This window comes from Coleofasciculus sp. B1-GNL1-01, assembly GCF_040220235.1.
Taxonomy (GTDB): domain Bacteria; phylum Cyanobacteriota; class Cyanobacteriia; order Cyanobacteriales; family Coleofasciculaceae; genus Coleofasciculus.
On the sequence record NZ_JAVJTO010000143.1, the window covers coordinates 43,556 to 63,012 of the forward strand.

The following is a 19,457-nucleotide window of genomic DNA, read 5'->3' on the forward strand; positions in this document are numbered from 1 at the left end:
AATGACAAATGACAAATGACAAATGACAATGAATAAAGACCTATTTGCCCGCGAAGCCCTTGCCCAAATCCCCAAACTTCTCACCCTGCTAGACCGCAACCCGCACAGTCCAACTTATGGCTGTTTTGACCGCAACTTCTGGCAGTATAAAATTATTGATTTTCCCAGTGGGATGGCTCAGGAGTTTGTTCTCCCCCTGGCATTGGCGTATAATACTCAATTATCCGATAATCCTTTCTACCAACAACCAGCGATTCAAGATTGGGTGGAAGCCGGAATTCTTTATGCGGCTAAAAGCGCTCATCCGGATGGGTCTTGTGATGACTATTTCCCGTTTGAACGGGCTGGAGGCGCAGCGGCATTTTCCCTACTTGCCTGTATTGATAGTTATCAAGAATTAGGGTTAAATAATCCAGTTGCGTTAAAGTTTTTTGAACAACGAGCCGATTGGCTAGCCCATCATCAAGAAAGTGGACGCCTGACCAATCACCAAGCGTTAATTGTTTTGTGTCTAGATTTACTGTCTAATCTATTACAAGCAACCCAATGGGATAGAGCTAGAGTGCAACGTTTAGAACAAGTATTATCTTGGCAAAATCCCGAAGGTTGGTTTATTGAGTACGAAGGTTGTGACCCCGGTTACCATACGTTAACGATTTCTTGTTTAGCGCGGATTTATCAACTTAGACCTGATCCTCGGCTTAAAGAAGCATTAGTCAAAGCGGTTGATTTAGCCGCAGAGTTTGTCCATCCTGATGGCTCTTATGGGGGAGAATATACGAGTCGCAATACATACAATTTCTTTCCCCATGGCTTTGAACTGGTTGGACAGTGGTATCCCCAAGCCCTAGAAATTAACGATCGCGTCCTGGTAGGACTGGCAAATGGACTGGCTCCTTGCTATGCTGACGATCACATTATTGGTCACCATACCTGGAACTATTTACTCACATGGCGCGATTTTGTGTCAACTCGACCTGAACCCACTTCCCGTTCTCCCGGTCGAGTTTGGTTTAAGGACGCACAAGTTTTAATTGACCGTCGCCAAAATACGGAACTGTATTTAGCCTTAAACAAAGGGGGAGTTTTTAAACTGTTTCAGGACAAGCGTTTAGTCGCCTCTGACACTCAATTTTCATTGCAAGTCCTAACGGGTAAAAAGATAAAAAATGCTGTCGGTCATTTAGTTGATACCTATCAAGTCAAAGTTGAAGACAATGAAATTATGATTGAAGGAGAGTTGGGGTGGGCAAAACAGAAACAAATGACCCCCACAAATTTACTAATTTTGCGAGTCGTTATGCTCACAGTGGGTCGCTTTTTTCCCAACTTAATCCGCAAACTCTTACAAAAAATGCTAATTACAGGCAAGCAAAACGCTCCGTTCCACTTCCGTCGCTTGATCGAGTGGAAAAATGGACAGTGGCATATCACCGATGAGTTGCAAGCTCAGTCCTGGAAAGACGTGATTGCTGCCGGAATTTGTGGCGATCAAACTTCGATTTATGTGGTTATGAGTCGCACGTTTCAACGGGGACAATTACAGCCCTGGTTAGATTTAACCAATCAGGTTAAGAAACTAGATGCTTATGAATGGCTGCGATTAGAGCGAAAATTTTAAAGGAATAAATCATCAACAATGAACCATGAACCATCAACAATGAACAATAAATGATGAAACGACTAATTTCAATCGCTGTCAGCCTAATTATCCTGGCAGTGATTTACTCAAAAATTGATTTTCCCGAACTCATTGCCGTTTTTCAAAATAGCGATCGCGTCTGGATGCCTGTAAGCTTGGGAATGGTTGTTCCCCTAACCTTATTCACCTCTTGGCGGTTGCAACAACTGATGCCCAGTGGCGCTCGCTTGGGCTTTTTTGAGGCTAATCGGTTAATCTTAGCGGCAAGTGTTTTAAATATGGTACTGCCGTCCAAGATGGGGGATATTGCCAAAGCCTATTTCATGAAACAGCGCGGTCATTTGAGTGGGACGCTTTCACTATCGCTGGTGATTTTTGAAAAAGCTTGTGATCTGTTATCCCTGCTGTTGTGGTGTGTTTTTGGTTTATTACTCTATGAACCAAAAGATTGGCTATTTTGGCTGATGACGACGGCGGTGGGCGTGGGGTTGATCTTGGGAATTTGTCTCTTGGCGTCTCGCAAATTTGCTTATTTTTTCTTTATCGTGGCTCGCAAGATTGCTCCAAAAAAAATGCGTTCCAAATTAGAAACAATGCAAGGGTCTTGGGGCGACATGCATGACTATTTTTGGCGAGATCAACGTCAGCTTCTCAAAATTACTGGAACGTCGATTTTTATTTGGTTTTTACACTTATTACAAATTTGGTTCTTTATCCTAGCGCTGAAAGCGACGACTCCATTTCTAGTCAATCTCGCCTTGTCTCCCCTCGCCATTTTAGCCGGATTATTACCTCTAACCTTTGCCGGAGTTGGCACACGCGATGCCGCATTAGTATTGTTTTATCAGGACTATCTAGATCCCGCAACTGCCGCCGCCTTGGGATTGCTGTGTACCTCGCGATACTTTTTACCTGCTATTGGCGGATTACCGTTCCTGAGTCAATTTTTAGCAACAGTCCGTACAATCAAGGGCAGTCAAGACACGTAGCGCTTAACGTGATTCATATCACTCAATTTAGTGATTGAAATCACAAGTATTGCGGACTACATATCACTGATAGCGTGATCCGAATCCTAGAAGCTAGTAGTAATGCCCAGATATGCTTAGCAACACCCCCATGTTACTTCCCAGCAGCGACCGTTTACTCAACAGTCCACCTGATTGGTTGGAGTCAGACAAACCCTTATGTCCTAATTTGGTTAAGCAAACTCGGCAGTTAGAAGTGTTGAATGAGGAATTAGCGGATCAAATTGCAGAACGTCAAGATATGGAGTTAGCCCTGAGGAAATATCGCAGCATGTTTGAGGGTGCCGTTGAGGGCATCTTTCAAACCACTCCAGACGGGCATTTTATTGACTGCAATCCAGCGCTAGCAAAGATTTATGGTTATGCATCCCCAGCTGAACTATTGGAAACGCTAACCAACATTGGACAACAAGTCTATGTCAATCAGAATCGACGCCGGGACTTTATTGAGAAACTGCGATCGCACGATTCAGTTACAGACTTTGAATCCCAGGTGTATCGAAAAGATGGGCAGATTATCTGGATTTGTGAGAATGCTAGGGCGGTACGCGATCGCGATGGGAATTTACTCTACTATGAAGGATTCGTCACAGATATCACCCAGCGCAAAGTTACCGAAGAATCCTTGCAGCGATCGGAAGCAAAATACAAAGCCCAAGCCGAGCAACTGGAGGAAACATTAAATCAACTGCGCCAGACGCAACAACAGTTGATCGAAAAAGAACATCTTTCCACCTTAGGCAAATTGCTGGCTGGAGTTGCCCACGAAATTAATAATCCGGTTAATTTCTTATGTAACAATTTTCCTCATGCTCAACAGTATACCACAGACTTATTAAAGTTACTCCAACTCTACAGCCAATATAATCCCCAACCTGCACCAGAAATTCAACAGGAAGTCGAAGAAATTGATTTAGAGTTTGTAGTTGAAGACTTTCCCAAAACCCTGTCATCTATGCAAATGGGGGCTGAACGTCTGCGCCAACTTGTTTATTCCCTCAAAACTCTATCTGGAGCAGACGAAGAGCAATCGATAGATATTCACCAAGGGCTAGATAGCACTCTAGTCATGCTCTACTATCGTTTAAAATCCAAAGGAAACAAGCAAGAAATTAAAGTGTTCAAGGATTATAGCAAACTGCCTTTAGTCACTTGTTATCCTTGTGGGTTAAATCAGGTATTTATGAATGTGCTGTGCAATGCCATTGATGCCCTAAAAGATATGCGTCCTCAACCCGCTAATGGGGACAGTGAGCAAACTATAACGCCATCCATCTGGATTCGCACAGAATTAATTAATAATGGGAAATCTGGGGCGTGTGCGGTTATTCGCATTATCGATAACGGACCGGGAATAGATGACGAACTGAAACAGCGAATATTTGAGCCTTTTTTTACTACTAAACCTCCGGGGAAAGGTACGGGTTTAGGATTGTCAATTAGCCATCAAATCATTGTTGAAAAACATGGTGGAACGTTTACCTGTAATTCCAGACCGGGTCAAGGAACCGAGTTTGTGATTGAAATTCCGATTTAAGTTTAGGGTTCATAGTTCATAGGTCATAGTTAATTGGGTAGCAAGGTTTTCACGCAGGTCTAGATTTCACCTTAGATAAAGGGGCGCGTCCTCGGGTTGTTGTGTTGAAGTGCAAGGCTCTAGGCTTAGGGATTATTTACTATAATTCTAGTTGTGTAGAGACGTTATGCCATATCTTTATAGTAACTGTAGGGTGGGCAAGATAAATCAATTTATTTTTGCAGCTTTTCAAGCTGGGAAATTATTGCGGGTGCATGTCAACGCAAGTAGGTTGGGTTGAGGAACGAAACCCAACTCCCTTAGTTAACTTGAATATTTTGTGCTATCCCTGACATGCTCCCAATTTTTGCCCACCTTACCTAAAACGGTAAGCTGTTCGGCATTTAAACCTTAATATCAATAACGGCGAAAGCCTTGTAGTGCGAGCATCTTGCTCGCTACTAATACCCAACTTAAATAACTATGATCACTACTCCTGTTGGACAACAAGTTTTCTCATTGGAAGACTATATGCAAAATCCTCCCGATCGCATGGAGTGGATTAATGGTAAACTTGTTGAGAAAAATGGCATGACGTTTAAGCACAGTGTCACTCAATCCAGATTAGATTATTACTGGAGGAGTTATAAACTATCCAGTGAGCAAGGGGGAGAGGTATTGACAGAAGCCCCCTGTCGTACTAAAAAGCAAGGGCGGCGTCCCGATGTTGCTTATATCACTCGCGAATTGCTTGAAGAGTATGGTGAGTTTGAGGTACTTCCTGTCAGTTTTCCGTTAATTGCTGAAGTGGCTTCTCCGACTGACTTAGTTGAGGATTTTTGGGCAAAGGCGACTGAGTATTTGGAGTCAGGTTGTCAGGAAGTTTGGTTAGTCTTACCAGAGAATCGCTTAATATTTGTGCTGACTCAAACTCAAAAGTTATGGTTTGGTAAGGGTGAGGTGGCAAGGACACAGGAGGTATTACAAGGATTTAGTGTAGCAGTGGATGAATTATTGGATTGATATTACAGCGCTTTTGGTAGTAAGTGAAGTACACAGACAGATCCCCGACTTCTTGAAGAAGTCGGGGATCTTGCTTAAGGCTTGACCTCCTCAACCACCAAATCTGCTGTATGTTTGTCTAAACAGTTATTATTTCTATACTTTGCATCCCTACTCTTTGCCTTCTGCCCTTTGTCTTGTCCCTACCAAAACGGGGGTAGTCGATTTTTCGGCGTTGGTAAGGGCGCACATCTATGCGCCCCTACTTGTGTCAAAACGTATTTCTGAATAAAAAGGGAGAATCTCCACGAATTCTCCCTTTGTTATCGCTATTGGCAATTAAACCCTATTCAGTTTCCGGCGAATAATTGCCAAAATAAACGCCATAGCCGGGAATTTCTACCACCCCGTTATACCGTCGGTTGGTAAAATCAGACTCATCGGCTCGATAACAGTTGGGGTAGGGCGATAAATCATAATGCACAGGCATTGGACTCAAATTAAACAGACAAATCAGGTTTTGTTCGTCACATTGGCGAGTAAACCCGAGTAACGGTTCCTCTGTCTCCAATAGGGTTAAATCCCCCTTGAGTAACGCTGGCTGTTTCTTGCGCCAATGAATCAAACGGCGATATTTATTCAACAGAGACATCCGTTCGTGATCCTGTTGATCAATCGCTTGGTCGCGATGTTCATCGGGAATGGGTAGCCAGGGTTCTTCTGCTGTGGTAAAGCCAGCATTGGGCGCATCTTTCTGCCAAGGGAGAGGGGTGCGTGACCCATCTCGACCCACAATTGACGGATACCCCGCTAGTCCAAAGGGGTCTTGCATTTTTTCAAAGGGAATCGTGGCTTGGGTTAAGCCGAGTTCATCCCCTTGATAAATACAGCACCCTCCCCGCAAGGAAAGCTGGAGCGCGATAAATAGATGATCAAAGACGGCGTGGGTAAATTTATCATCAATCAGAAACTTCAGCCAGCGACTTTTCAGTCGGGGAAAATCATGGGTTCCTCCTGTCCAGCAGATGACGCCATCTTGGAAATGGCTTTCTACCTGCTCAATCATGTCCCGCACTCGCTTATAACTCAACGGTTCATCGTGCATCAAGGCTGAGTTATAGGCTGTATGTAAGCGTTTCTCTCCTTTAACATATTCACTGGACGTAACTACCGTATCTTCAGCCGAACTAATTTCAGCTAATGTCATTGTTCCGGGATATTGATCCATCAATTCCCGAATTGGTTCGAGAAATTCTAAGGTTTCCGGTTGGCAGAAATTATATTTATTCCATTGGGAGAAAAAGGGATCGTGAGCATCTGCCCCGGCTGGACGTTTCCTATTTTTGGGTCGAGGTGGATTATCCCGCAGTTGGCGGTCGTGGGTAAAGAAGTTTACCACATCTAGGCGGAAACCATCGACTCCCATATCTAGCCAAAACTTGGCGACATCCAGAATGGCTTGTCTAACTTCTGGGTTATACCAGTTTAAATCCGGCTGTTCGGCGAGGAAATTGTGCAGGTAATACTGTTCTCGTTGAGGGTCCCATGTCCACGCACTTCCGCCAAAGGTGGAAAGCCAGTTGGTGGGGGGTGTCCCATCGGGTTTGGCATCTGCCCAGACATACCAGTCGGCTTTGGGATTGTCGTGACTACTGCGACTCTCTAGAAACCAGGGGTGTTCGTTTGAGGTGTGGTTCCAGACTTGATCAATGAGTACCTTTAACCCCAAATCATGTGCCTTATTCAGGAGATTCTGGAAGTCTTCCATCGTGCCGAACATGGGTTCGATCGCACGATAGTCAGAAATATCATAACCAAAGTCCTTCATCGGGGACTTGAAAAACGGGGAAACCCAAACCGCATCAACGCGAAGGGAGGCGATATAGTCTAGTTTTTGCATGATCCCCTTCAGATCACCGATACCGTCGCCGTTACTATCCATGAAGCTGCGGGGATAGACCTGATAGATAACGGCACTACGCCACCACTCATGGGATTGTTGATGTTGATCGGGTTTTTTAACCGGGTCTGTGGTAGATGTGGGGTTGAGGGTGGATTGTTCACTCATACGCGATTAATTTTATCGTTACCTCTTGTCGCTTTACTCTGTACTTCTGTACTAAGGCTCTAAGTACAGCCTGACATAAATTTTTGGCGAATGGAGAAATTCTTGACATCCCGCCAACGTTACATTAGATTATCTCTCCAAAAAAGACACCATAAGCAGGAAGTTTGAGGGTATCGCCTTGTCTATCGGCCGTAAACCCTGAATCTGTGATGTCTTTGACTTGCGGATAATCGGCTAAATCATAGTGAGTGGGTACATCACCCCAATTAAATAGACACAGTAAACACTGTTGTTCACCGTCGCGGATAAACGCCAAAATTGGTTCCTCTGTCTGTAAAATCTTCGTCTCGCCTTGGATGAGGGCGGGTTGCTGTTTGCGCCAATGCAACAGACGCCGCCAGGTATTTAATAAGGAATTGGAGTCTTTGTGTTGAATATCAACAGCATAAGGGATATGCTCCTCTGGTATGGGTAACCACGACTGTTTTGCCTCAGTGAAGCCTGCATTCGCCGCATCTGCTTGCCAAGGCATGGGGGTGCGGGAGGCATCTCGTCCGGGGATATCGGGGTAAAGGGCTTTGCCAAAGGAGTCTTTCATCTGTTGGGCGGGGATATCGTCGGGAATCTCGGCATCGGTTAACCCTAATTCATCCCCCTGATACAGACAAAAGGCTCCGGGTAACGAGAGGAGCATTGCCGCGATCGCATGATAAAATTCCTCTGGATAAGGATTACCCTGGGCATCTTTTCCCGTCCAACGGGATTTCAAGCGACGGTAATCATGATTTCCGGCTATCCAACAGTTCCCCCCACTGGAGAAATGGTGTTCTATCCGTTCCAAGGTTTCACGCATCTGAGTGGCGCTGAAGGGGTTCTGGAAAAATAGCGAACTGTTGTACACCAGATGTAATCGTTCGCTTCCGGTAACATAATCGCTGGAGATCGCGATCGCATCTTCCGACAGTGTAACTTCTCCTAACGTAATCGCCTCATAACAATCAACATGTTGGCGAATTTGTTGCAGAAGCTGGTAATTTTGGGCATCACATATTTGATTGTGGAACAGTTGCTTGGCTAAGGGATTAGCCGAGAGGATACCATCCGGGGGTGACGCATCCTCTGGACGCGGCGGGTTATCTTGTAATTTGGGGTCATGAATCAAGAAATTGACCGCATCTAAGCGGAATCCATCCACACCCCGTTCTAACCAAAACGTGGCACATTTGAAAATGGCATCTACGACTTGGGGATTGTGTAGATTTAGTTTGGGCTGAAACTCTAAGAAGTCATAAAAATAAAATTGTTCTCGCTGAGGTGCCCATACCCAAGCACTTTTTCCCAAAAACACCGATAACCAATTATTCGGTGGAGAACCATCTTCCTGGGGATCTGCCCAAACATACCAATCGGCTTTTGGATTATCCCGACTTTGGCGACTTTCTAAGAACCAAGGATGCTGATCTGAGGTATGATTCCACACCTGATCAATAATTACTTTTAAGCCTAAATTATGAGCATCTGCCAAAAGCTGATCAAAATCCTCCAAAGTACCAAAATCTGGATCAATGGTATACATATCTGTCACGTCATAGCCAAAATCATCCATCGGCGATTCAAATAATGGGCATAACCAGATAGCATCCACACCCAGGGCGGTAATGTAATCCAGATGAGCAATAATTCCTGGAATATCACCGATACCATCGCCATTACTATCGTAAAAGCTGCGAGGATAAATCTGATAGATAATGGCATTCCGCCACCAATCAATCAATTGAGGATTTTTACAGTTGACGTTATTCATAGGCAATAGGGAACAGGGAGATGAAAGAGATGGGAAATGGGGCAGATAAATGATCAATTAGAAAAGAGTTTTATGTGTAAGGGCGGGTTTCATTACTATCATTTTTTGCCCACTCTAATGTCACTAAAACCGCCCTGTCTAAATGATATGATAAATTGCTTACTCGTCAGCTTCAGATAAGTTCAATTCTCCAAAAAAGACACCATAAGCCGGAATCTTTAACATATCACCGGATCGGTCTGCGGTAAACCCAGACCCCTTAACTTCCTGACAGTCTGGATAAGCCGATAAATCATACTGGACTGGCGTATCACCGAGATTAAACATACACAGTAAACGCTGTTCAGCGGATTCCCGAATAAAAGCAAATAAAGGTTCATCGGTATCCAGAACTTTAGCATTCGTCATTCCCCACATTAAAGCGGGTTGCTCTTGACGCCAATGCATCAGCCGCCGCCAGGTATTTAATAGGGAGTTGGGATCAGGTTCTTGGTCATTGACGGCTTGATTCAAATGAGGCTTGGGAACAGGTAACCAGGCACGTTGGGCGATAGTAAATCCAGCATTGGCGGCATAAGATTTCCAAGGCATCGGGGTGCGGGAACCGTCGCGTCCAGGGACTTCTGGGTACAGGGCTTTACCAAAGGGATCTTTAATGTCTTCGGGGGGAATATCTTCTGGAATCTTGGCTTCGGGTAAGCCTAACTCATCGCCCTGATAGAGGCAAAACGTCCCTGGCATAGCCAGTAACATTGCTGCAATTCCATGATAAAATTCATCGGGATAGGGATTCCCATTGACATCCTTTCCAGTCCAACAGGATTTGAGACGACCATAATCATGATTCCCGACAATCCAACAATTACCACCGTCGCTGAAATAATGTTCTACTTTCTTCAGGGTATCGTGCATTAACTTAGCGCTAATGGGTTCATCAACCAGCAAGGCACTGTTATATGCCATATGCAGTTTATCGGGTCCCACATGCTGACTCGATAGCACAATTGAGTCTTCACAAAATGTGACTTCAGCTAAGGTGATTACCCCAGGATACTGATCCACCAGTTCCCGAATCGGTTTGAGGGCTTCAAAGGTTTCTTCACGGCAGAAATTGTACTTAAACAGTTGCCGAACAATGGGATTATCAGGGGCGACACCATCGGGTAAGGGTGCATCATCGGGGCGAGGCGGATTGTCTCGCAATTGGGGATCATGTAAGAAAAAGTTAGGCGCATCAACCCGAAAACCATCTACACCTAACTCCAGCCAGAATTTTGCCCGTTTCATCAAAGCATCAACGACTTCCGGATTATGCCAATTCAAATCCGGTTGACTGGGGAGAAAATTATAGAAGTAAAATTGTTGACGTTCACCAGACCATTGCCAAGCGCTTTCACCCATAAAAGCAGATAGCCAATTATTCGGAGGTGAACCATCTTCTTTGGGATCTGCCCAGACATACCAATCGGCTTTGGGATTATCCCGACTTTTTTTACTTTCCTGGAACCAATGATGCTGATCTGAGGTGTGATTCCAAACTTGATCAAGCATGACTTTCATGCCCAGGGCGTGAGATAAGTTTAGTAATCGCTCAAAGTCTTTCAGCGTACCAAACATCGGATCAACCTTACGCATGTCAGTAATGTCATACGCTAGATCATTCATCGGGGATTGAAAGATGGGCGTTAACCAGATGGCATCGACGCCAAGGGCGGCAATATAATCGAGTTTCTCTATAATCCCTTCTAAGTCTCCTTTACCATTTTCTGTGGTGTCTTTGAAACTCCACGGCGAAATCTGATAAATGACAGCGTTTTTCCACCATTGTTGACGTTGCATGAGACCTCCTTTTTTTTAACAGAAACAGCACAACGAATCTCAAGTCTAATTAACCCGATTGCAGGTGGAATGCCATAGAGTATGGCGTGGTTCTCACTTAGCCTTTCTAGGCGATACGAAGGAGACAATTGCCCCTTACATTTACACCGACTAACGGTTTAGCCGCAGCTTTGGGTCATTCCTGCGGCAATAATCTAGGATTTTCTGGTTCACTGGCAGCCACCAATCTACAGGACTATCCTGACAGGGGGTAGGCTGATGATTCATCCTTCTAGAGTAGGAAGATGGGGGAGAGGGGGTGATGGGGTGATGGGGTGATGGGGTGATGGGGTGATGGGGGAGAGAAGAATTTTATCGGCGGAACCATGAACAATGAACTATGAACTATGAACCATCAAATCTTGCAGAAAGCTAGGGATATCGCTAGACTCAAAGACGAGCAAAATTTGTGGAGTGTTGACCGCGCCATCGGTAAATCTGGATCGGGAACTCTCAAAAGCAGAATAATAATCTAGTTCTTTGTTCAATGAGGAACAGCTTATGTCCGCAACAGAGTGGGAATTTGAAGCTTTATTAGAGTATCTCAAGTACAGCCGTGGCTGCGATTTTACCGGGTACAAACGTTCTAACTTAGTGCGCCGATTCCATGTTCGGATGCGGGAGTTAAAGATTGACAGCTATGCAGACTACTTGCACTATTTGCAGAGCCATTCCCAGGAATATATCCCTCTATTAAATACTGTCTTAATTAACCTGACCAGCTTTTTTCGCGATCGCGCCTCCTGGGAGTACCTAGCCAACGAACTCATCCCCAAAATCATCGCCAGCAAACAGCCCGATGAACCGATTCGAGTGTGGAGTGCCGCCTGTGCGTCTGGGCAGGAACTCTATAGCCTCATTATCCTATTTGCGGAAGTGTTGGGCATCAAATCCTGCTTACAGCGCCTTCAATTTATTGCCACCGATTGGGATAAGGATGCCCTCTCTCAAGCCCGAAACGCCACATATAAACCAAAAGACGTCAGCGCAATTCCTGCTGATCTGCTGGAGAAATACTTTGAGCAAACCGAACAAGGCGATTATATCTTTCATCGACAACTTCGCCGCACGATCATCTTCGCTTATCATAACCTGGCAAAACATGCACCCATGTCTAAAATCGATTTGCTGGTGTGCCGCAATGCCCTAATGTACTTCAAATCAGACATTCAAATTACCATTCTGATTCGCTTTCATTTTGGACTCAAAAATAACGGCTTTCTCTTCTTAGGTCAGCCAGAGATGGTCATGACTCGCAGACCAATTTTCACACTTGTTAACTTCAAGCATCGGGTTTATCAGAAAGGGGTAAAACTGGAGTTAGAGGAACACTTGCAAATCTGTTCGCGATCGCGCAAAAAGCCAGCCATCGATTCTCCAGTTACCGATATCCGCGTCTGGCAAACAGCCTTTGAGAGAAGTCCCTTCGCCCAGCTAGCTGTAGACAGCAACCGTTGCTTAATCCTGGCGAATGCAAAGGCAAATACTCTATTTGACTTAACCCTCAACGATCTGGGGAATTCCCTGGAAAAGCTCACACTTGGGCAGCTTCCGGGTTTATGCCAATCTATCGAAAAAGCCAATCGCGATCGCTATCCCGTCACGCTGGAAAATGTAGCCTGGAAAACTGACAATGATACAACCTATTTCGATCTTTCTATTACCCCCGTTTTTAATGTGGACGCTCAAGTGATTTGTTTGAGGGAAGTCTCCCCCCCCCGAACAAATGTACTATAAAAAGGGGTTTGGTGACAAATGGAAAATGATGATTCCTACTGTTAATTTTAATTGTCCTCACCTACTTATGAAAGGGGTTTGGTGACCAAACCCCTACTGTTGCTTTAACACTAATAACGTGATGTCATCAAAAACCTTTTGCTGACCAATATATTGCCGTACATCCTCAATGACAATCTGGCGGATTTCTGAGGCTGATTGGTGACGATGGGCTTGTACGATCTCACAGAGTCGTTGGAGTCCATAGTGGGACTGATGGATATTTTCTGCTTCGGTAATACCATCAGTATAGAGAACGACAACATCACCAGAATTTAACTGGATTCTTGCTTGGGCAATAAATTCAATAATATCAGCATCTAACCCGATAGGGAAGCCTAAATCAAGGGTATCAATTTTTTCTAACCTGCCATCGGTTCGCACTACAATTATTTCCTCATGTTGACCACTCAGGGTGATAAATCCATCGGCGTAGTCAATTAAAATTAGGGTCATATTTTTATAACAATCCATCCGCTGTAAATTGGCGTAAAGGGTGCGATTGAGAATATCTAAAAAGCGCACCGGATCAGTTTCATGACTATTTTGCAACGTCCGAATCGCGGTTTGTGCCATAATCATCAACACACCACTCTCTAAACCATGTCCTGTGACATCACCAATGCCAATTTTGACCCGTCCCATATCGGTGAGGACATCATAATAGTCTCCCCCCACTTCCTCAGCCGATTCCATAAATCCGGCAATCTCTAACCCTTCAATTCCATCTAATTCAGATGCTTTGGGTAAAACCATTTGTTGCATTTTTCGCACTACATCTAACTCCGTCGCTAATCGCAGATTTTCCGCCTGGAGATGTTTGATATTCAGATGAGTTTGGATGCGGGCTAAAAGTTCGTCTTTGGAAATTGGTTTACTTAAATAGTCATTCGCACCACTATTTAAACCTGTGACAATATCTTGCACTTGGTTTTTTGCCGTTAACAGTAGAATCGGGAGTTCTGTGGAATTGAAGCGCTGACGGAGTTTTTCGGTGAGTTCATATCCCGTCATTTTCGGCATCATCACGTCCAGGAGAATGATATCAGGACGTAAGCCATTTGTAATCAGTTCCAGGGCTTCTTGTCCGTTATTGGCTTGAGTGATGACATAGTTTTGTAGAGAAAGGTTATTTCTTAAAACTTGCAGATTGATTGGTTCATCGTCAACGATTAACACATGAATACCTGGGGAATCAGAGAGGGAATCTTGTGGCGTAGTCGGGGGAACAGAAGCGGGAATTTCTGAACCTATAGTTTCTGCGATCGCCTGACGCGGCGGTTGAGGTTCTGCGGACTGATTGGAAAGGGGTAAAGTAACGCTAAACTGTGACCCTTCTCCCAGTTTAGAAGTGACATGAATTGTGCCGCCATGCAGTTCTACCAAATGTTTAGTTACCGCCAATCCTAAACCCGTCCCGCCATATTCTCTGGCTGTGGTGCCTTCCCCTTGTTCAAATGAGACAAAAATGCGCTCAAGTTTATCTTCTGGGATGCCGATTCCCGTGTCAGAAACCGTAAGGATTATTTGTCCTGGGTTATCAGGGTTTTGAGTTGAGGAAGGAGGAGGTGAGACAACGGCGGCGGAGACAGTTATCTGTCCAGAAGGGGTAAATTTAATCGCATTTCCCACTAAATTATGTAAAATTTGTTGCAGACGATTTTCATCGGCTTGGGCAGCGGGTAGATCGGCGGGAATCGCGTTGATTAGTTTTACATCTTTGTGGGTAATTAGGGGTTGACTTAACATCAGTACGATGTCAGTAATTGACCGTAAATCAACGGGTTTTAGTTGCAGGTCTAGGTGTTGATGTCTGAGTTTGGCAAAATCTAAAATATCATTGACTAAACTGGACAAACGGCGACCACTAGAGACAATCATCGCTAAGTTATTGCGTGTGGTTTCAGGTAAGTCTCCGGTTACCCCATCCATCAGAGATTCAGCAATACCAATAATTCCATTCAAAGGCGTGCGGAGTTCGTGAGAGGTGTTGGCTAAAAATTCATCTTTGAGTTGATCCAGGCGTTGCAATTCTTCATTTTGCTGCGCCAAGGTTTCAAAGGAACCTTGCAATTGTTTTGCCATCGTATTAAAGGATTTCGCCAACTCCCCCACTTCATCAGACCGTTGTCCCTCAACGGTTTGATCCCATTCCCCCTGGGCGATGGCTTTAGCGGCGGTATTCAGGCGTAAAATCGGTTGAGTCACCCAACGGGCAAGGAGAATACCGACAGCAATGGAGAGAATTAAAGCAGCGATACAGAGTGCGATCGTATTGCGGGTATTGCGGTTAATTTGTGCCATAAAATCGACTTCCGGAATCACCACCACAATCAACCAATCCAAACCAAACTCATCCTGATAGGGCGTGACTTGAACGATTTGGCGTTTACCCTCTAGCGTAAAGTCAAGGTGCTGGGGATGAGTAATTTGGTTAAATTCACTAAATTTATCCTGCAAAAATAATGCCGCTTCTCGGACTAACGGGTTCTGACTTTCAACGGCTTGGAGGCGATTGATTTGTTCATTTTCCTGAGTAAAGGGCGAGTCCTTGGTTGAGGAGGCGACTAACAAGCCGTTGTGTTCCATAATAAAAATTTGACCCGTTTTGCCAATCTCTAAACTCCGGAGAAATTCACCAATTGCTGACAAGGATAAATCAACCGCAAATACTGCCGTTAACTCGTCTTGGGCATTATAAATCGGTCGCACAGCCGGGAGTGCTAGATTAGGATAGGGAGCAGCCCAAACATAGATATCCCCCCAAACTGGAGTTTTGGCATCTTTTGCCGTCAGATACCAAGGACGTTGCTGGAGTTCGTAATTGGGAATAACGGATAATAGCTTTTGGCGATTTCCTTGTGCATCCGTTTGATAAGTTTTAAATCCTTTATTGGCAGAGTTTCCCGTCCAGTAGGCGACATGGGGAAGCTGATTGGGAACTTGTTCAGCCCCACTAAAAACATCCTGGGGAGTTCCTACATAGATATAACTCATTTGCTCAAACAAGCGAAGCTGCTTCCAGAAATGGCGTTCTAATCCCGAAATATCCTGTAAATCCAGTTTGCCTAAGTTGACATCTTCAGCATTAATCTGATTAATTAAATGAGGCGTGTCTAAATAATTAGTCAGGCGTTCCTCAACCCGATTTGTCAGTTCGCGCTGTAATTGCCCAACCAACTCATTTACTGCCTTTTGCCCATTTTTAAACGACAGATAACCCACCAACCCTACCGCGCCCACAATTTGCAGAACAAAGGGGATAATGAGAACGGTTCTCAGGTTGATTTTTCTAGCACGTTTACGATTGAATAGGGTCAAAAGGCTGAGTAACATAATGGGGGAAAAGAGTCGATACTGTTCGGTTAAGGGAAGCGGGGGGAGCTGGGGAAGCTGGGGAAGCTGGGGGAGAAAAAATTAAATTAGGGTTTATCCGAACAGTATTGACAGGGGAGTAAACTCACGCGCCATGTCATTGAATGAAGCGAAGGAGCAAAACCAGGTTCCCTTGAAGGTCGTGAAGGGTTCTCCCATCACCTTTTCCCTAATCCCCAATTTGACTATTGTGCATCAGGCGGCTTTTTCTGAGAATCCTCCCAAAAACTGATGAAATTGGATTCGTTTGAACATTAATGTCGCGCATTCGGAGTCCATAGTTCTTTAAAATTAGCTTGGTAAAGCTCAGTTTTATTCGCCTCACTTCCGTGATATAGAGTTAAACAGCTAGCCATTCCATGAGACTTAATTTATAATTATTCTGGGTGTATTCTAGCACACCCCTAAGTATCGGGACATAAATCTTGTCCGCTGTACTAAGAAATATTAACAAGCCTCAATTCCTTACCATTCCCCGTTGCCTGTTCCTTCCTAATCTCAACCGTTAACTTTAATTGTGTCCATCCACTTAATCCTGACAATCAATGAATTGTATTGACTATTTCTGTAAACTTTTAGCTCGTCGAGAATATAGTGTGTTTGAACTCACGCAAAAAGCACAAACGAAAGGCTTTGATGCCCAAGATATTACTGAATCTATTGAGAAGCTGAAACGCCTCAATTATCAATCGGATACTCGTTTTGTCGAAAGCATGATCACGTCCTATCGAGGCAAATATGGGAAAATAGTCATTAAACGCAAATGCCGAGATAAGGGAATTGATTCGGAGTTCTTTGAACAAATCTGGCAGTCTCAAACCGAGGACGAGGAAGACGGGGGAGAACTGGATGGTTTAAAAGCTAAGGTGATACGAAAGTATAAAATTACTGATTTTCATGATATTGATCCCAAAACCAAGCGGAAGCTATGGAATTACCTTCAGTATCGTGGGTTTAATCCGGGTGAAGTGTTAACCCAGTGGCAGAGGGAACAAGATGAAGATTTTGCTTAAAATAAACGATTCAATTAATCAATAGTACCATGGCGATCGAGGGTAAGTTTAATGTTTGCTGTTATCACACCAGAAAAAATCCAGTTGCCTCCCGGAACAGTGGTGCGATTTCCCGGAAGCTGGCAAGACTATCAGATGCTAAGTCAACAATTGGGCGATCGCTCAATTCCTCGGCTTAAGTATCGATCAGGAGAAATTTTGTTGATGGCACCTTCACCAGAACATGGACGAAAAGTTAGTGTAATTGCGGATGTGGTTAAAGTGTTGCTCGATTATCGGGGACAAGACTATGATACATTTACCCCCATTACCATGGAGTTGCCCGACGTAAGTGGCATTGAACCAGACTACTGTTTTTATATTGAGAATTGGCAGGCAGTTTCTGGCAAAAATCGGATCAATTGGGGAGTCGAACCCTCGCCGGATTTGGTGATTGAAATAGATGTAACGAGCTACACAGATGTGAATGACTATCTGCCGTATCAAGTGCCAGAGATTTGGTTATTTAAAAGCAATCAGCTAAGAATTTATAGTTTGCAAAGAGGTGAGTTTTATCAGGAGATGACTAACAGCCGCTATTTCCCAAACCTGAATATTAAAGAGATTATCGCTGAGTGTATGCAAGTTGCTTATGAGCGCAATACAAGTGCGGCAATTCGCCAGTTACGACAGAAAGTAGCGAGTCTTTAAACAATGAACGTAAGTTCTGTACATATTCCTCAAACCCTGACAAAGTACCTGGACATAAATTCTGTCCGCACAAATGACGAATGACGATCCTCACTGTTAACTTTAATTTTTCACACCTACTGATAAACTCGTCTCCATTATGTTCAGCGCCACTTTTTAAGAGAGCAGCCGCAAATAAGCCATTCTCTAGAGAAGGAAACTGAAATGTGCCTTGGTTGATCGCCCGGTTTACTCTTTATAATTTAATCAGTTGTTTCCTCAATCGTCATAATGAGCCTCAAAGACCGCATCTCTGAAGATATCAAAGTCGCGATGAAGGCGAAAGATAAAATTTGGCTGGAAACGGTTCGCAGCATCAAAAAGCTGATTTTGGAAAAAGAGGTCAGCTTGCGCCCTCAAGGACAAGAGACACTCACCGAAACTCAGGAACTTGAACTCTTAGCCCAACTTGCCAAACAGCGTCGGGATTCAATGGAACAGTATCGTAACGCTGGACGGGAAGACTTGGCGGAACAAGAAGCCAAAGAGTTAGCCATACTTGAAAAGTATCTCCCTTCTCCCCTATCCGATCAGGAAATTGAAGCGATACTGGATGAAATTATTACCCAAACTGGCGCAAGTTCGATGAAAGACATGGGGAAAGTCATGGGACCCGCCATGGACAAACTCAAAGGGCGTGCTGAAGGTCGTAAGATTCAAGCTATGGTGAAAGCTAAACTGAGTTGATAAGTTGTCATTTGTCATTTGTCATTTGTCAGAGAACGGGGAACAGGTAAGATAGAGTTTTAAGTTAACTTCCTCATCACTCCATCTCCCCATCTCCCTCCATCGGACTATCACGATGCAAAAAATTCCAGATTATATTCTATTTGCTCAACACGGCTGGGCGGATACAGAAGTCGCGATCGCGGAAATGGCGCAAACTCTGGCGACTCCCCAAACACTGGTGATTACACCCAATCTAGGTTGGTGGAAAACCTGGTGGCGGATTAAGCCGTTAATCAAGCAGGTGGACGGAATTGCTACGGAAATAATTGCCAAGTATCCCCAAACCCCGATCCGGATTATTGGTTATTCCCTTGGTGGATTAATCTGGGTAGAACTCCTCAACCAACATCCTGAATGGTGGACTCAGGTGGAGTCGTTTGTTCTCGTGGCTTCTCCTATTGGGGGGGTGGATTTAGCCCGAAATTTTACGTTCTTGGGAATGGGTGTCGGGATAGCCGGGGCTTTGTTGAACAATCGCCGCCAGATGGCGGAATCCATTGCTAAAGTGATTCCCACGTTAGTGATTGCGGGCGATGTTGGTGGCGGAACAGATGGTGCAGTCACTCTAGAAGAAACGAAGGTTCCCGGTGCGAATTTCTTCTATCTCCCTACCTTATCCCATCCCACCCTAAAAAATCATCCGGCTGTAGCGGAAGTGATTCGCGACTTTTGGCAAAATCCCGTAATAATTGATGGTTAATTCGTCATTTGTTATTTACATTCTTTAATGGTTAATTAATGATTAGTCAGGAGGAAACTGGACTTTAGACTATGAGGTCTGTGTTGAGTTTATTAATCAGCCTGGGTGCGCTCGCCGTAACCAAGTATGTGGGAAAGGGAATCAAGTCATATCGGCGAGTGTGCCCAGGCTATTTATTAGAGCTGCCTATATAGGGC

Annotated in this window: 15 protein-coding genes; 11 read left to right on the forward strand and 4 right to left on the reverse strand. The window is 44.4% G+C overall.

Annotation, left to right across the window (positions count from 1 at the left end; translation table 11 throughout):
• Positions 1–28 precede the first annotated feature (28 nt).
• The 4 genes from RID53_RS32505 to RID53_RS32520 all read left to right on the forward strand — a co-directional run bounded on the left by RID53_RS32505 (position 29) and on the right by RID53_RS32520 (position 5,209).
• Positions 29–1,621 carry a hypothetical protein gene (locus RID53_RS32505; RefSeq protein ID WP_446392045.1) on the forward strand — a complete coding sequence of 531 codons (1,593 nt, stop codon included), beginning with the start codon at positions 29–31 and terminating at the stop codon, positions 1,619–1,621.
• 53 nt (positions 1,622–1,674) lie between these two features.
• The gene (locus tag RID53_RS32510; RefSeq protein WP_446392026.1) at positions 1,675–2,631 is read left to right on the forward strand and encodes a lysylphosphatidylglycerol synthase transmembrane domain-containing protein; all 957 of its coding nucleotides are present in this window, start codon (positions 1,675–1,677) and stop codon (positions 2,629–2,631) included.
• A gap of 112 nt (positions 2,632–2,743) precedes the next feature.
• Entirely contained in the window at positions 2,744–4,207 is a 1,464-nt protein-coding gene (locus tag RID53_RS32515; RefSeq protein ID WP_446392027.1) for an ATP-binding protein, read from the forward strand.
• A gap of 462 nt (positions 4,208–4,669) precedes the next feature.
• Positions 4,670–5,209, forward strand: coding sequence for a Uma2 family endonuclease (locus tag RID53_RS32520; protein WP_446392028.1), 540 nt, complete (start codon positions 4,670–4,672; stop codon positions 5,207–5,209).
• Between the two features lie 325 nt (positions 5,210–5,534).
• Here the strand turns inward: RID53_RS32520 and RID53_RS32525 are convergent, their stop codons facing one another.
• The 3 genes from RID53_RS32525 to RID53_RS32535 all read right to left on the reverse strand — a co-directional run bounded on the left by RID53_RS32525 (position 5,535) and on the right by RID53_RS32535 (position 10,899).
• Positions 5,535–7,256, reverse strand: coding sequence for an alpha-glucosidase (locus RID53_RS32525; RefSeq protein WP_446392029.1), 1,722 nt, complete (start codon positions 7,254–7,256; stop codon positions 5,535–5,537).
• Positions 7,257–7,380: 124 nt separating this feature from the next.
• Positions 7,381–9,060 carry an alpha-glucosidase gene (locus RID53_RS32530; protein ID WP_446392030.1) on the reverse strand — a complete coding sequence of 560 codons (1,680 nt, stop codon included), beginning with the start codon at positions 9,058–9,060 and terminating at the stop codon, positions 7,381–7,383.
• A 159-nt stretch (positions 9,061–9,219) separates the two neighbouring features.
• Positions 9,220–10,899: an alpha-glucosidase family protein gene (locus RID53_RS32535; protein ID WP_446392031.1), complete on the reverse strand. Its 1,680-nt coding sequence runs from the start codon at positions 10,897–10,899 to the stop codon at positions 9,220–9,222.
• A gap of 128 nt (positions 10,900–11,027) precedes the next feature.
• On the opposite strand from RID53_RS32535, the gene RID53_RS32540 reads away from it, so the two are divergent.
• From RID53_RS32540 to RID53_RS32550, 3 genes are all read left to right on the forward strand, one after another.
• Positions 11,028–11,153: a hypothetical protein gene (locus RID53_RS32540; RefSeq protein ID WP_446392032.1), complete on the forward strand. Its 126-nt coding sequence runs from the start codon at positions 11,028–11,030 to the stop codon at positions 11,151–11,153.
• Positions 11,154–11,285: 132 nt separating this feature from the next.
• A complete protein-coding gene (locus RID53_RS32545; protein ID WP_446392033.1) occupies positions 11,286–11,414 on the forward strand; it encodes a hypothetical protein in 129 nt (42 codons plus the stop codon).
• A 25-nt stretch (positions 11,415–11,439) separates the two neighbouring features.
• On the forward strand, positions 11,440–12,675 hold the full coding sequence (locus RID53_RS32550) for a CheR family methyltransferase (RefSeq protein WP_446392034.1): 1,236 nt from the start codon (positions 11,440–11,442) through the stop codon (positions 12,673–12,675).
• Between the two features lie 93 nt (positions 12,676–12,768).
• Here RID53_RS32550 and RID53_RS32555 read toward each other — a convergent pair whose 3' ends face one another.
• A complete protein-coding gene (locus RID53_RS32555; RefSeq protein ID WP_446392035.1) occupies positions 12,769–16,050 on the reverse strand; it encodes a SpoIIE family protein phosphatase in 3,282 nt (1,093 codons plus the stop codon).
• A gap of 584 nt (positions 16,051–16,634) precedes the next feature.
• Between RID53_RS32555 and RID53_RS32560 the strand changes: the two genes are divergently transcribed.
• The 4 genes from RID53_RS32560 to RID53_RS32575 all read left to right on the forward strand — a co-directional run bounded on the left by RID53_RS32560 (position 16,635) and on the right by RID53_RS32575 (position 19,260).
• Positions 16,635–17,102: a regulatory protein RecX gene (locus tag RID53_RS32560; RefSeq protein WP_446392036.1), complete on the forward strand. Its 468-nt coding sequence runs from the start codon at positions 16,635–16,637 to the stop codon at positions 17,100–17,102.
• A gap of 51 nt (positions 17,103–17,153) precedes the next feature.
• A complete protein-coding gene (locus tag RID53_RS32565; protein WP_446392037.1) occupies positions 17,154–17,792 on the forward strand; it encodes a Uma2 family endonuclease in 639 nt (212 codons plus the stop codon).
• A gap of 270 nt (positions 17,793–18,062) precedes the next feature.
• Positions 18,063–18,518, forward strand: coding sequence for a GatB/YqeY domain-containing protein (locus RID53_RS32570; RefSeq protein WP_446392038.1), 456 nt, complete (start codon positions 18,063–18,065; stop codon positions 18,516–18,518).
• Positions 18,519–18,633: 115 nt separating this feature from the next.
• A complete protein-coding gene (locus RID53_RS32575) occupies positions 18,634–19,260 on the forward strand; it encodes an alpha/beta hydrolase (RefSeq protein WP_446392039.1) in 627 nt (208 codons plus the stop codon).
• The last annotated feature ends 197 nt before the right edge of the window (positions 19,261–19,457 follow it).

What these genes read in the sequence shown, in the direction of transcription:
- RID53_RS32505 (WP_446392045.1), top strand. Translation starts at nt 29, where the DNA reads ATGAATAAAGACCTATTTGCCCGCGAAGCCCTTGCCCAAATCCCCAAA.
- RID53_RS32510 (WP_446392026.1), top strand. Translation starts at nt 1,675, where the DNA reads ATGAAACGACTAATTTCAATCGCTGTCAGCCTAATTATCCTGGCAGTG.
- RID53_RS32515 (WP_446392027.1), top strand. Translation starts at nt 2,744, where the DNA reads ATGCTTAGCAACACCCCCATGTTACTTCCCAGCAGCGACCGTTTACTC.
- RID53_RS32520 (WP_446392028.1), top strand. Translation starts at nt 4,670, where the DNA reads ATGATCACTACTCCTGTTGGACAACAAGTTTTCTCATTGGAAGACTAT.
- RID53_RS32525 (WP_446392029.1), bottom strand. Translation starts at nt 7,256, where the DNA reads ATGAGTGAACAATCCACCCTCAACCCCACATCTACCACAGACCCGGTT.
- RID53_RS32530 (WP_446392030.1), bottom strand. Translation starts at nt 9,060, where the DNA reads ATGAATAACGTCAACTGTAAAAATCCTCAATTGATTGATTGGTGGCGG.
- RID53_RS32535 (WP_446392031.1), bottom strand. Translation starts at nt 10,899, where the DNA reads ATGCAACGTCAACAATGGTGGAAAAACGCTGTCATTTATCAGATTTCG.
- RID53_RS32545 (WP_446392033.1), top strand. Translation starts at nt 11,286, where the DNA reads ATGAACCATCAAATCTTGCAGAAAGCTAGGGATATCGCTAGACTCAAA.
- RID53_RS32550 (WP_446392034.1), top strand. Translation starts at nt 11,440, where the DNA reads ATGTCCGCAACAGAGTGGGAATTTGAAGCTTTATTAGAGTATCTCAAG.
- RID53_RS32555 (WP_446392035.1), bottom strand. Translation starts at nt 16,050, where the DNA reads ATGTTACTCAGCCTTTTGACCCTATTCAATCGTAAACGTGCTAGAAAA.
- RID53_RS32560 (WP_446392036.1), top strand. Translation starts at nt 16,635, where the DNA reads ATGAATTGTATTGACTATTTCTGTAAACTTTTAGCTCGTCGAGAATAT.
- RID53_RS32565 (WP_446392037.1), top strand. Translation starts at nt 17,154, where the DNA reads ATGTTTGCTGTTATCACACCAGAAAAAATCCAGTTGCCTCCCGGAACA.
- RID53_RS32570 (WP_446392038.1), top strand. Translation starts at nt 18,063, where the DNA reads ATGAGCCTCAAAGACCGCATCTCTGAAGATATCAAAGTCGCGATGAAG.
- RID53_RS32575 (WP_446392039.1), top strand. Translation starts at nt 18,634, where the DNA reads ATGCAAAAAATTCCAGATTATATTCTATTTGCTCAACACGGCTGGGCG.